13 protein-coding genes and 1 pseudogene are annotated in these 12,219 nt (G+C 59.0%); 11 read left to right on the top strand and 3 right to left on the bottom strand.

All coding sequences use genetic code 11. The features are described 5' to 3' along the window. Positions 1–88 precede the first annotated feature (88 nt). Both RBH77_RS04650 and RBH77_RS04645 read left to right on the top strand, forming a co-directional pair. On the top strand, positions 89–721 hold the full coding sequence (locus tag RBH77_RS04650) for a DUF1326 domain-containing protein (RefSeq protein ID WP_311030974.1): 633 nt from the start codon (positions 89–91) through the stop codon (positions 719–721). An 11-nt stretch (positions 722–732) separates the two neighbouring features. Next, positions 733–1,539: a DUF2182 domain-containing protein gene (locus tag RBH77_RS04645; protein WP_311030973.1), complete on the top strand. Its 807-nt coding sequence runs from the start codon at positions 733–735 to the stop codon at positions 1,537–1,539. A gap of 672 nt (positions 1,540–2,211) precedes the next feature. Here the strand turns inward: RBH77_RS04645 and RBH77_RS04640 are convergent. From RBH77_RS04640 to RBH77_RS04630, 3 genes are all read right to left on the bottom strand, one after another. Continuing rightward, the gene (locus RBH77_RS04640) at positions 2,212–3,030 is read right to left on the bottom strand and encodes a Crp/Fnr family transcriptional regulator (protein ID WP_311030972.1); all 819 of its coding nucleotides are present in this window, start codon (positions 3,028–3,030) and stop codon (positions 2,212–2,214) included. A gap of 465 nt (positions 3,031–3,495) precedes the next feature. Beyond that, entirely contained in the window at positions 3,496–3,972 is a 477-nt protein-coding gene (locus RBH77_RS04635) for an SH3 domain-containing protein (protein WP_311030971.1), read from the bottom strand. A 253-nt stretch (positions 3,973–4,225) separates the two neighbouring features. Next, the gene (locus tag RBH77_RS04630; RefSeq protein ID WP_311030970.1) at positions 4,226–4,729 is read right to left on the bottom strand and encodes a MarR family winged helix-turn-helix transcriptional regulator; all 504 of its coding nucleotides are present in this window, start codon (positions 4,727–4,729) and stop codon (positions 4,226–4,228) included. Positions 4,730–5,006: 277 nt separating this feature from the next. Here RBH77_RS04630 and ectA point away from each other — a divergent pair, with 277 nt between their 5' ends. From ectA to RBH77_RS04580, 9 genes and pseudogenes are all read left to right on the top strand, one after another. After that, on the top strand, positions 5,007–5,564 hold the full coding sequence (gene ectA / locus RBH77_RS04625; protein WP_311030969.1) for a diaminobutyrate acetyltransferase: 558 nt from the start codon (positions 5,007–5,009) through the stop codon (positions 5,562–5,564). Positions 5,565–5,593: 29 nt separating this feature from the next. Continuing rightward, complete coding sequence (gene ectB, locus RBH77_RS04620) at positions 5,594–6,892, top strand: diaminobutyrate--2-oxoglutarate transaminase (protein ID WP_311030968.1); 1,299 nt, start codon at positions 5,594–5,596, stop codon at positions 6,890–6,892. Between the two features lie 12 nt (positions 6,893–6,904). Beyond that, positions 6,905–7,303, top strand: coding sequence for an ectoine synthase (locus tag RBH77_RS04615; protein ID WP_311030967.1), 399 nt, complete (start codon positions 6,905–6,907; stop codon positions 7,301–7,303). A 47-nt stretch (positions 7,304–7,350) separates the two neighbouring features. Then, positions 7,351–8,280, top strand: coding sequence for an ectoine hydroxylase (gene thpD, locus RBH77_RS04610; protein ID WP_311030966.1), 930 nt, complete (start codon positions 7,351–7,353; stop codon positions 8,278–8,280). A 62-nt stretch (positions 8,281–8,342) separates the two neighbouring features. Then, a complete protein-coding gene (locus tag RBH77_RS04605) occupies positions 8,343–9,779 on the top strand; it encodes an aspartate kinase (protein ID WP_311030965.1) in 1,437 nt (478 codons plus the stop codon). 422 nt (positions 9,780–10,201) lie between these two features. Continuing rightward, positions 10,202–10,693: a BCCT family transporter gene (locus RBH77_RS04600; protein WP_311030964.1), complete on the top strand. Its 492-nt coding sequence runs from the start codon at positions 10,202–10,204 to the stop codon at positions 10,691–10,693. Positions 10,694–10,787: 94 nt separating this feature from the next. Beyond that, positions 10,788–11,171, top strand: a complete 384-nt coding sequence (locus RBH77_RS04595) for a transcriptional regulator (protein WP_311030963.1) — start codon at positions 10,788–10,790, stop codon at positions 11,169–11,171. 32 nt (positions 11,172–11,203) lie between these two features. After that, positions 11,204–11,965, top strand: a pseudogene (locus RBH77_RS04585) (mechanosensitive ion channel family protein); the annotation flags it as partial. Between the two features lie 78 nt (positions 11,966–12,043). Continuing rightward, entirely contained in the window at positions 12,044–12,196 is a 153-nt protein-coding gene (locus tag RBH77_RS04580) for a hypothetical protein (protein ID WP_311030961.1), read from the top strand. Positions 12,197–12,219: the final 23 nt, after the last annotated feature.

Genomic DNA, 12,219 nt, shown 5'->3' with positions numbered 1-12,219 from the left:
GAGTGGCGTCGTCCAGTGAACGGCATGTCCGGAACTGTAATGGGATCAACTCAGGCCCACCGGATTCCGGCACAACATGGAGGAAGTCATGGCAGACCAAGTTCAATGGCATCTTTCTGGCGATTATTTCGAGAACTGCAACTGCAGCGTCGTCTGTCCGTGTCTCGTGTCGACAGCTGCGCAGCTGACCGCAAGGCCCACGGAGGGCGAGTGCAACGTGCCGATCGTCTTCCACATTGAAAGCGGCAGCTACGGCGACATCAGGCTCGACGGCCTCAACGTCGCGGTCGCAATCCACACGCCCGGACCAATGGCGGACGGGAACTGGTCAGTGGCGGCCTACATCGATGAACGCGCCGACGATAAGCAGACTGAGGCCCTCGGCGCGATCTTCACCGGTGCGGCCGGTGGCCCCATGGCGGCGTTTGCACCAATGATCGGCAATGAACTCGGTGTGAAGAAGGCCAGAATCACCTATACGGTCAGGGGCAAGACGCGCTCCGCGGAGATTCCTGGCATCCTGCACATGTCGGTCGATCCGCTCCCGACCATGCATCCGGACGGCGAGATCTGGGCGGCGACCGGCCATCCGGTCAATCCCGACAGGTTGGCATTCGCCGTCGGCGCGTCCGGTAACGTCTTCAGCGACCACGGCATGCGCTGGGACAATTCCGGCCGGAACGGCCACTACGCCTCAATCAACTGGTCCGGGCCCAACTAGACGCGAGCGCCATGGGCATGGCTGCGATCGAGCATGTGCTCCGGCGCGACCGGATTGTCGTCGTCACCGCTCTCGCCGTGCTGACCGTGCTCGCTTGGGCGTACACGCTCTGGGCGGCGAGAACGATGGACATGGGCGAGATGTCCATGTCGGGCATGGGAGCGAATATGGGCATGGCGCTCGCCCCCGCCTTCAGGCCGTGGACGGGTGTCGACTTCCTCGTCATGTTCGTCATGTGGGCGGTGATGATGGTGGGGATGATGACCCCATCGGCCGCGCCAATGATCCTGATCTACGCGCGGGTCGGCCGTCAAGCGGCGTCGCAAGGCGGGCCGCTCGCGGCGACGACGTACTTCGCCGCCGGCTATCTGTGCGCGTGGGCTATCTTCTCACTCGCCGCGACTGTCGCCCAATGGATCCTCGAACATGCAGCGCTACTGACGCCGATGATGGCTCCGGCCAGCGATGTCTTCGGGGCCGTCGTCCTGATAGCAGCCGGGCTCTTCCAGTGGCTGCCGCTGAAGGATACCTGCCTGAAACATTGTCAGTCGCCCTTCGGCTTCGTCATGCAGCACGGCTTTCGCCGCGACGCATGGGGGTCCATCAGCCTTGGCTTCCGGCACGGGACCTACTGCGTCGGCTGTTGCTGGGCGCTGATGGCGCTGCTCTTCGTCGGCGGCGTGATGAATATCGTCTGGATTGCCGGCCTGACGGTATTCGTCCTTTTGGAGAAGGTAGTGCCGCTCGGCCGTCTCATCTCTCGGATCGCCGGAGCGGGACTAATGGCATGGGGGCTCTGGCTGCTGATCGCGCAATGAAATGCCATCAAATCTGTAGAAAGATGATCTGGTGGGCCTGCCAGAAACTCCGGCGGCGCTGCCGATCTTTCTCCGCGCTTTGCGTGATGATGGTTTCTGCGTAACGTACATTAGGATGAAGGGAACGTAATGCGGGCTATCGACGAGAGCGTGATCCCTTGCAGATCCAGACCTCATCGTGAGCATCTACTCGCAGGCACGGCTCGGATGTTCCCGAACGGCCGAATTGAGGCGTATTGCCCCGAAGCGCTCACCGCGAGCGGCCGCTCCACAGCGCGAGGGGTTTCGCCATCTGGGCGACTGAAAAGCCGAGATCGCAGGGGCGTCATGCCTTGATCGAATCGGCGGCGACGACCGTGGCGGCAATCCAAGCGTCGATAGCGGCATAGAGCGGGGTCTTGCCCTCGTCGGTGAGACGCGCCGCCGTGGCGCCAAGACCGAGACATCGAGGCCGAACTTAGCCACCATCAGGCGATCGGCGCCGACCTCGACGGTACGGCCTTCGAATGCCCTGGCAAAGCCGCAGCTTGAACTGCGTCGGGTGCCGACGTACGGACCGCGTGATTTCATGAGCCCCCTCCCTCCAAGGCCCGCAGAGCGCATCAGTTTTTCCGCCCCCGATCCAGCCCGAGGTTTCACCACAATGCCGGGTTCTCGGCAGAAATCAAATGACTATTGACGCTTCGAAATTGAAGCCACTGGAAGGCCAACTCGGGAGTCCAGCTTGCCAAGAGCGAGGTAACTCGCATCGAACTGCGCCATGGCGCAGAGGCTTTCCAGATCGAGCAACTGGACCGCTGCACCGCGGAAGATCAGAAGCCCGTCTTCCCGAAGGTCGCGCAACACACGATTTGTGTGAATAGCAGTAAGTCCCAGGGCGTCCGCGACATCGCTTTGGGTAAAGGGGAAGGAAAATGAAATGGCTTGCCCGTCCGCCAGCCCCGCGGCTTGCAGCCGGTGGCGCATCTCGAGAAAAAGATGTGCCGTTCGTTCTATGGGCGGGCGCCGCGCGATGTTGGCCAGGTGCTCGGTGGCGATGCCGAAATTCCTGGTCAATAGATGTATGAACGGCCTAACCAGAAGAGGCATCTGCCACATCGGAAGCGGTTCTCTGTCCAGCGCCAACTCGAAGGTCGTCACATTCGTAACGGCAAGGGCCCCCCGATAAGTCGTGCCGAGGATCGAAGCACTGCTGAGCAAATCGCCACGCAAAGGGAAATCGGCAACAAGCCGCCGCCCGTCCGCCATGGACTTGAACGAAAGCGCCCAACCTGAAGAAACAAGTAGAAGCGATCTGCGGACAATGCCTTCCTCCAGAATGAGCGTTCCGGCGGGGTAGAGCCTTTCAACGATCTTTACCCTTGCCAGCGCCTCTTTTTCCTCCTCGTTCAAGGACAGACAGAAGGGCTGCTGATCAAGAAACTGTAGAAATTTTTCGGAAATCGACCTCACGCCCATCTCAACCGGATGAAGTGAGAACAACCGTACCATTTATCCAGCTTATCGGGAGAGTTGGTAGCATCGGCTTATTTCCCTCCAACTTTTCAGTATTGGACTCTCATTCCTGAACAAGGTTCGGAATCCGCTATGAAGGCGAAGGATAACATAAAATGTTGAGTTTTGATCCTTCGTGATGTGGCGACCCCTTGGTGCGGCTTTGCGCTAGCCATGACGGCTGGTTTGACCGTCGTCAGCAGGGACTGCCCCACAGCCTTCGGCAATCTGTATTCCTATGACGACGCCATCGTGCCGTGGCTGAACGAACTGGCCGACGAATGTTACAGACAGGGCGAGGCGGCGATGATCCGATTGGTATCGTCGTGCCGTATGACAGATTCCGGTCTAGGCTTCCCGTGCCATGATAAACGCTGTACCGATCATGCTTCGGCCAGAATCTCGGGCAGGCTGGGAACTTCGGCTGGGAGGGTAACAAGCTTGCCGCCAATCATTCGTTGCTTACCGATCACCATCTGTATTGATGTTCATATAAAGATCATCCCGATCGACCCAACCCTTCTCGGCTTCCCAGGAGACTTTGCACCAGCCTACCTTGCATTCGTGGACGAGCACGATGCTGGACGCTGGTATTATCCCCTTCAAGTTCGCAGATCGGGATGGGTGAGCACGGATCGGGGTTTGCGACGCAAATGTCATATCCACGCCCTCCAGCCACGCTGCACTGATCCAAACATGGCGTCCCTCCCAACTGATTTTGCAGTCGGGCAGAGGGGAACGTGTACAGTTCTTGACTTCGACAGTATCACCGCTGGGCTTTAACCTGACAGGCGGCCCTTCAAGGCTATCGACACGGGCTGGAATGGATGCACGGGCTCCAAATTGAAGGCTTGTCTGCCAAGCCAATGCCGGTGAGCAAAAAGTGACAAGCAACAGGATTGCTCCTCCCACGCGGCCAAAGACCTCATAATAGGTCATGCGGTACTCCCTGAGACTCCTCTGACGATTGTGCGCCGGACATGGCTATGTCGGCTTCGGGCAGGACGCAACCCTCCCTCATGGAAGGAGAACCTGGCATCAATTTCTCGCTCGGGATCGCTGAGCAGAGCGTCCGTGGTCCTGGCGTTCCTCGCCAGAGACTGTACTCGGATTGAGATGCCATAGTCGCCTTGGAATTATTCGCTCCCGCCAATTTGTGACATGCTTCGGCTAACCAGATAAGCCGTGAATGTCAGTTCCCCTCAATCCGAAAGCTAGGGAGTTCCAACGCGTTTTCCACCCCCTCGGCGAGTGTCTCGGCATCCAGATCCTCGGGACCGAGCATATCGGCAACCCGCTCAAGCGAGGCGATCAGCATTGCCTGCTCCCAATCCTTGAGTTGAATGAAGCGCTGGTGAAAACGTGTGTGCACGCCATCCGGGGCAATTGCCAGCACTGCCCGCCCCTTGTCACTGAGCGTCAGCCACACCTGACGCCGGTCGGTTTCGCCCCTGCGTCGCGTCACAAATCCAAGAGCCTCAAGCTTGTGGGTCAAAGCTGTCGTCGTCGCCTGGGTGATGCCCATGCGGGTCGCAATCACCCCGGCCGTCTTTTCATGGCCGTCGTCCAGCATCTGCAGGAAGATAAGTTGCGACGGCGTCAGCCCGGTCTCGCGGATCAGCGCCTTGCTGTTGGCTTGAGCGACACGCAGAACCTTACGCATCGCGGTCAGGATCGTTTTCGTCCGGTCGTCCAAGGCTGTAACCCAACTTCGAAATCTACCCTAAGCCTTCTGCATGCCGAAGCGAATGATGTCCATATCGGTTCATATCTCGCAGTTTCCGAATGTATTTGGCCATCGAATGATTCGGACACCGATCAAGATGCATATTTCTCCCGTCAAGAAATTTGAGCGGGGAAATACCTTTTTCTATCAGCCGATTACCCTGATCCTTCCTCAGAAATGTGGCGGTACGCCGGTTGACACTTAGTTCGTAATAGCTAAGTTTCCGGCAATCGGAAAGGAGAGGAACATGCCTCCGACGGAGATCGCCGCCAGGCGTTCCACGGAACAGAACGACGACATTACCATTCGAATGCCCAGTGAAGAGGACGGGTCCAAGGTCTGGCGACTCGTAAAGGCGGCAGACACGCTCGACGAGAATTCCATGTACTGCAATCTCCTGCAGTGCAGCCATTTCGCTTCCACCTGTGCGCTTGCTGAGCGGAACGGCAAGATCATCGGCTGGGTTTCCGGTTATATCCCGCCAGACCATCCTGAACGCCTCTTTGTCTGGCAGGTCTGCGTGCGCGAGGATGCCCGCGGCAATAGCCTCGGCAAGCGCCTTGTTCGCGATATCCTGGAACGCGATACATGCCGTGACATAAGCCACATCAATACAACCATCACGGACGACAACGACGCGTCGTGGTCGCTTTTCCATAAGATCGCGCAGTCGCTCGATGCCGACCTGGCACGGTCGGCGCATTTCGAGGAAGAGACACATTTCGATGGCCATCATCAGACCGAGCATCTGGTGACGATTGGCCCCTTCGATGTCGACCGGGCCGCGATAAAAGTCGCAGCCTGATTCAATACGACACCAACCGGAGAAAAATCATGACACACACTGACGGCGTTGCCGCCGGCGGCAGGAATACGTTCGAGCGGATCGAAAGCCAGGTGCGCAGCTATTCGCGCAACTTCCCCCGCGTTTTCGGCAAGGCGACGGGCGCAACGATCTACAGCACGGACGGCCGCGCCTACACGGATTTCCTCGCCGGCTGCTCGACACTCAATTACGGACATAACGATCCCGACATGAAGCAGGCGCTCGTCGATTATATTGGCGCTGACGGCATCGCGCATGGGCTCGACATGTTCACGGTCGCGAAGGAACGATTCCTGGAGGCGTTCGAGGAGATCGTGCTGAAGCCGCGCGGCATGGATTATCGCATCCAGTTCACCGGCCCAACCGGCACCAACGCCGTCGAGGCGGCGCTGAAACTCGCCCGCAAGGTGACCGGCCGCCAGACTGTCATCGCCTTCACGAACGGCTTCCACGGCGTTACCCTCGGTTCACTCGCCGCCACCGGCAATGGCGGCCATCGCGGCGGAGCCGGGCTACCGCTCGGCGGCGTCCACCGCGCACCCTATGACGGCTATTTCGGCCCAGAGGCCGATACGGCCGCGATGCTCGACAAGGAACTCTCCGATCCCGGCAGTGGCGTCGATGCGCCAGCGGCAATCGTTGTCGAGACGGTGCAGGGCGAAGGTGGTCTCAATGCCGCCTCGGCCGATTGGCTACGCAGGATCGAGGCGATCGCCCGCAAACATGGCACCCTTTTTGTTCTCGATGATATCCAGGCGGGCTGCGGCCGCACCGGCACTTTCTTTTCCTTCGAGGAGATGGGCCTTTCGCCCGATATCATCACTATGGCGAAATCACTTTCCGGCATGGGGCTGCCCTTCGGCATTACGCTGATGAAGCCGGAACACGACATCTGGTCACCGGCCGAGCACAACGGCACCTTTCGCGGTAACAATCACGCCTTCGTCACCGCCCGGGTAGCGCTGGTGAAATACTGGAAAGACAAGGCTTTTCAGAACGAGGTCCAGGACAAAGCCCACCATCTCGCCAGCCGTCTCGAAGCAATCGCCAAGCGTCATAGCCTTTCGGTCAAGGGTCGCGGCATGATGCAGGGCATCGATGTGCGCACGGGGAAGCACGCCGCGGCGGTTTGCGCCGCCTGCTTTCGCGAAGGCGTGATCATCGAGACTTCCGGCCCGAATGACGAGGTGGTCAAGGTATTGGCCCCACTGACGATCTGTATGGACCAGTTCGATGCAGGCATCGCCATCATGGAAAGCGCCTTTGCCGAAGTCTTCGACAACGAAACCCTGATCGCCGCAGAGTAAGAGGAAAGAGGAATGATCGTCCGCAATCTCGAAGACGCCCGCAAGGGCGAACGCCTCGTCAAGACCAGGGGATGGGACTCGACCCGGCTGCTGCTTGCCGGAGACAAAATGGGCTTTTCGTTTCACATCACCCGCATCTTCGCCGATAGTGTCAACACGTTTGAGTACAAGCATCATTTCGAGAGCGTCTACTGCATCTCGGGCGAAGGTACGATCGAGGACCATACGACGGGAGAAATCCACGAGATCCGTCCCGGTGTCATGTACGCCCTCGACAAACACGACCGGCACACGCTGCGTACCAAACCAGGCCAGGAAATGGTCATGGCCTGCTGCTTCAACCCCCCGGTCACCGGCAACGAAGTGCACCGAGAAGACGGCTCGTACGCGCCGATGCCGGAAACCGTCTGACGCTTTTTCACCCACCCCGAACGCCCCGGAATGAGAATGGAGAAACAATGACACAGGCACTCAGAGAAAACATCAAGGACCTTTATCCGACCCGATCCGCCGAGGACGAGAGCTGGAGCGAACGCCATGATCCGGTAGTCTGGTCGGACTGGAACGCCGCAGCGCCATTGACGCGTGCCCAGGCCGATGCCTTCGAGCGTGAAGGCTATATCATGCTTGAAAATATTTTCTCGTCGGGCGAGCTTGCCATCCTGAGGAACGAACTTGATGCCATCCGCGGTGGCGGCAAGCGCCTAACGCCCGACAGCGTCATTACCGAACCGGGTTCCGATGAGATCCGCACCGTCTTCCAGCTCGAAAAGCAGAGCGAGGTCTTCGATCGTCTGGCACGCGATGCGCGCATCGCCGGTGTTATCCGCTTCCTGCTCGGTGACGAGCTCTACATCCATCAGTCGCGTCTGAACTACAAGCCGGGGTTCACCGGCAAGGAGTTCTACTGGCATTCGGATTTCGAGACCTGGCATGCCGAAGACGGCATGCCTCGCATGCGCGCCATCTCCGCCTCGATCCTGCTTACCGACAACGACGCGCTGAACGGACCGCTCATGCTGATGCCCGGATCCCACAGAACGTTCGTGCGTTGCGCCGGCGCAACGCCCGACGACAACCACAAGACCTCGCTCAAAAAGCAGGAAGTGGGTGTGCCGTCGAACGAGACGCTGACACGCATGGCGGAAAAGCACGGGATCAACTACGCCGCAGGCAAGGCGGGCACGGTGATCCTGTTCGACTGCAACACGCTGCACGGGTCGAATGGTAACATCACGCCATTTCCCCGTTCCAACGCCTTCTTTGTGTTCAACGCCTGGTCGAACCGCCCACAGCGACCCTTCGCTGCAGCGAAGCGGCGGCCGGAATTCCTCGGTGCTCGCGCGCCGGAGGCGCCGATCGCCATCGAGCGCGGCGGCCTCGCCTAGTCTGGGCACCCAATCCCGACCCGATTTGCCCTGGCGGGCCAGGCCGTGAAAGGAATACCAAAATGAAGAGCCATTCCGTCGAGAAGATCGGTGGCACGTCGATGTCGCGCACCGAAGCCCTCCTCGACAATGTCCTGATCGGCGGACGAAAAGGCACTGATCTCTACTACCGCATCTTCGTCGTCTCCGCTTATGGCGGCATGACCGACCTTCTGCTCGAACACAAGAAGTCCGGCGAGCAGGGCGTCTACAGCCTCTTTGCCAGCGCCGAGAGCGGCTGGAGCTGGGGCGACGCGCTCAGCCGCGTCGGCGAGCGGATGATCGAGAAGAACGCCGACATCTTCACCGACCCGACGGCGCTGGCGACGGCAGACGCCTTCATCTGCGAGCGGATCGAGGGCGTGCGCTCCTGCCTGATCGACCTTCAGCGGCTTTGCTCCTACGGCCATTTTCAGCTTGAGCATCATCTCTTGACTGTGCGCGAAATGCTGGCCGCTCTCGGTGAGGCGCACTCCGCCCACAACACGGCGCTGCTTCTGCGCCAGCACGGCGTAAAAGCCCGCTTCGTCGACCTTACCGGCTGGCGCGACGAAACCCAGCGCGGCCTCGATGACCAGATCCTTCATGCTTTTGCCGAGATCGACGTAGCTCTAGAACTGCCGATCGTTACCGGTTACGCACAATGCCTGCCGCCACTCATGCAGACTTACGATCGCGGTTATTCCGAGGTGACGCTGTCGCGTCTCGCGGTCGTCACCGAAGCACGTGAGGCTATCATCCATAAGGAGTTTCACCTCTCGTCCGCGGATCCCAGGATTGTCGGAAAGGATGCGGTGCGGGTGATCGGTGAGACCAATTACGACGTCGCCGACCAACTCTCCAACATGGGCATGGAGGCGATTCATCCGAGCGCAGCTAAGAGCCTGCGCCAATCGGATATTCCACTCAGGGTTAAGAACACCTTCGAGCCGGATCATTCCGGGACATTGATCCGCTCCGGTCTCGATGCGGATGGTACCGGGGTCGAGATCGTCACTGGCCTGAGGGGCGTTTACGCCTTCGAATTCTTCGAACAGGATATGGTCGGCGTAAAGGGCTATGACGCCAGCATTCTCGAAGCGCTGAAGCGCCACAAGGTGTGGATCCTATTCAAGACCTCAAACGCCAACACCATCACCCATTTTCTCAAAGGGTCTATGAAGGCGATCAAGCGCGTCAGCGCCAATCTCATGGAGAAATTTCCACACGCCCGCATTGCAATCCGCAAGGTCGCAGTCATCTCGGCGATCGGCCGCGACTTGAGTGGCGCCCGTAGCGCCGCCCGTACAATCACCGTGCTCGACGACGCAGGTATTGAGCCGGTCGGCTTCCACGATTTGATGCGCAAGGTTGACCTGCAAGTGGTCGTTGAGGAGAGCGATTACGAGAAGACGATCATTGCGATGCATCGTGGGCTGATTGAATGCAATAGCACCGAAGAACTTCGCAAAGCCGCTTGAGCCACAGCGGTGAGCGCGGCCTCAAATAAGAACCGGCCACTTCCACGAGGCGCATCAGCGCCAATATGGTTGCGGGGGCGGGGGCGGCCCCGACTAACGCTATCACCTGCCCACACCCTGCCTTGCGCGAACACCCACCTGTCTATTGCATCATCAGCGAAAAACCGCAACCGCCGGAGAATGTGGATAGTTGTGTGCAGCCCCTGCCCTTCGATATCGAGCTTGCACCTGTCCTCTCACCGGAGGCAGGGCGTCTCTTCCCTTAAAGCAGGCAACTGCCAACGGCGCACCACTCTCCCCACACTTACGCTTACGTCCCGTCAATTTGCCATTCCCCGCCGAGGATGGGATAACCCGCCATCACCCTGACTGGAGGAATAGCGTCCGGATTGGCCTTCGGACGGAAGCAAAAAGGATTGCCGATGAGTTTGCCGAGCGAAACCGAATACGAGGTTGGGCAGGACAACATTGAGATATTCGGCCTCGATATACACAATCCGGTTTTTTTCGTCTCCGGCGGGACCATCGTTCTGTTTGTGTTTATCGCCGCGATCTTTCAGGGACCTACGACGGAGTTTCTTGGCTGGCTCCGGCCTGCGGTAACTGACTCGTTCGACCGGTTTCTAGTCATATCCGGCAACATCTTCGTCATCTTCTGCGTTGCCCTGATCTTTACGCCCCTCGGCAGCATCCGCCTGGGAGGTGAGGATGCAAGGCTTGACTTCTCCTATACGGGCTGGTTCACCATGCTGTTCGCCACCGGCATGGGCATCGGGCTGATGTTCTACGGCGTTTCAGAGTTGAAGGCGGCGGCATTGACGACCGGCGCGCCGTTTGCGCTTGTTCTGCTCGGCATGTGCGTCGCTATCTGGAAAGATCTCTCCTCCGAGAGAGCCAGTTTGCAGAACGCCTGAGTTCATCGATTTCTCGTCGGTCAGCATGCCCTGCGTCCGCACGGCATGCTGACCAATTTTGCATCTACTGGATTCAATGACTTGGAGATTGACGATGTTTGCAGACCAAAACGCGCCTCACTATGACGACACGCTTGGAGGCCGCATATCGCTGGCCCGAGGAGCCAAGGCGATTTCTGCTAAGGAAGCAGCACAGCAGCTTGGCGTTCTTCCGTCAAGCTGGAACGCGTGGGAGTGTGACCGAGATACTCCCCGTGTGAACCGATTGACAATGATGGCCGGTATTCTCGGCGTCAGCCCAACCTGGCTATTGACCGGCCATGGAAACGGCCCGCTGGACCACACCGCAGACCACGATCGGGGGGACCTGCTTCAGGCCATCCGTGAAATTTCAGACGACCTTGCAGCGCTTGACAGGCGCATGCGCGTATTGTCCCGGCGTTTCGAACGCGACGCCATGGCCTGTGAGGTAGATTGAGCAGACCGCACGATGATCCCGACCTTTCCGACATGCTCCCGGTTCTCGCCACTGCGACTGCCCTTGTCGCGCGGGCACTGGCCGCCCTCTTCGCCAACTATGTTGTGAAGGCGGTTCTGGTGCGGCTGCTAAACCGTGTGCTTGCCTATACCGCCTATGGCCGCGATCCTGAATTGCGTCGCCATGGGTTCATCGAGCGTCTGGAAATGTCACGCCCGCGCTGGTGATCTCGACCGGCATCGGGCTAGATTCCAATCTCCCCCCTTCGTCGCGGCGCTGCTGATGATCGCGACCCTCATAGACCGATCGCCGCTGATCCTGCTGTCAGGCCTTGGCGCCACGCCGCGGTCCCCATCCTGGTATTCCAGGACACGTTGTTGTCGCTGTTGGCAGGCATCCAGATTTCCTCCACGGATATGGTGCGCGTGGGTTACTGGATCGAGATGCCGGGACAGAATGCCGACGGAGATGTTGTCGAGATCGCTTTGCACACCGTAAAGGTGCAAAACTTCGACAAGACCGTCACAACATCGCCGATCCGCAAACTGGTCACGGAGCCGTTCAAGAACTGGCGTGGAATGCAGGAAACGGGCGGCAGACAGATCAAGCGAGCACTGTTTATCGATCAGACAGGCATCCGCTCCCTGGCGTTAGAGGACCAGAAAAGACTTGCATCTTTCGGACACCTGGAAGCTTACCTGAAAAGCAAGCAGGCCGAACTTGCTGAATGGAACGACAAGCTCGGCGAGCGCACGAAAATCCCTGCCAATACGCGCCGCTCGACAAATATCGGGATAGCGTCCCGAGAAGTGGTGTAGGAGGCGGCCACCGCGCTCTTTCGATAGTCTGAGGTTTGTCGAAGACCGACGACCATGAAGCAGAGTACGATGACCGAACCGATGATCGACCTTCCGGGGCTGATCGCCAAGAGCGACGACACGGATTTTCTCAAGGAGCTGATCGAGGAACCGCAGCTTCGAGAGGACGCGACGATGCCGATGACCCTCATCACATGGACACGATGAGGCGGACGGCGCGGTGGATCTTC

Source organism: Mesorhizobium koreense, from assembly GCF_031656215.1.
Classification (GTDB): domain Bacteria; phylum Pseudomonadota; class Alphaproteobacteria; order Rhizobiales; family Rhizobiaceae; genus Mesorhizobium_L; species Mesorhizobium_L koreense.
Note: the sequence above shows the minus strand (reverse complement) of the source record. Positions and strands in the feature narration are given on the sequence as shown.

Bases quoted from the DNA above. Each gene is read 5' to 3' on its own strand.
- RBH77_RS04640 (WP_311030972.1), bottom strand. From the start codon at position 3,030: ATGGTACGGTTGTTCTCACTTCATCCGGTTGAGATGGGCGTGAGGTCG.
- ectA (WP_311030969.1), top strand. From the start codon at position 5,007: ATGCCTCCGACGGAGATCGCCGCCAGGCGTTCCACGGAACAGAACGAC.
- RBH77_RS04645 (WP_311030973.1), top strand. From the start codon at position 733: ATGGGCATGGCTGCGATCGAGCATGTGCTCCGGCGCGACCGGATTGTC.
- thpD (WP_311030966.1), top strand. From the start codon at position 7,351: ATGACACAGGCACTCAGAGAAAACATCAAGGACCTTTATCCGACCCGA.
- ectB (WP_311030968.1), top strand. From the start codon at position 5,594: ATGACACACACTGACGGCGTTGCCGCCGGCGGCAGGAATACGTTCGAG.
- RBH77_RS04605 (WP_311030965.1), top strand. From the start codon at position 8,343: ATGAAGAGCCATTCCGTCGAGAAGATCGGTGGCACGTCGATGTCGCGC.
- RBH77_RS04650 (WP_311030974.1), top strand. From the start codon at position 89: ATGGCAGACCAAGTTCAATGGCATCTTTCTGGCGATTATTTCGAGAAC.
- RBH77_RS04600 (WP_311030964.1), top strand. From the start codon at position 10,202: ATGAGTTTGCCGAGCGAAACCGAATACGAGGTTGGGCAGGACAACATT.
- RBH77_RS04635 (WP_311030971.1), bottom strand. From the start codon at position 3,972: ATGACCTATTATGAGGTCTTTGGCCGCGTGGGAGGAGCAATCCTGTTG.
- RBH77_RS04595 (WP_311030963.1), top strand. From the start codon at position 10,788: ATGTTTGCAGACCAAAACGCGCCTCACTATGACGACACGCTTGGAGGC.
- RBH77_RS04580 (WP_311030961.1), top strand. From the start codon at position 12,044: ATGAAGCAGAGTACGATGACCGAACCGATGATCGACCTTCCGGGGCTG.
- RBH77_RS04615 (WP_311030967.1), top strand. From the start codon at position 6,905: ATGATCGTCCGCAATCTCGAAGACGCCCGCAAGGGCGAACGCCTCGTC.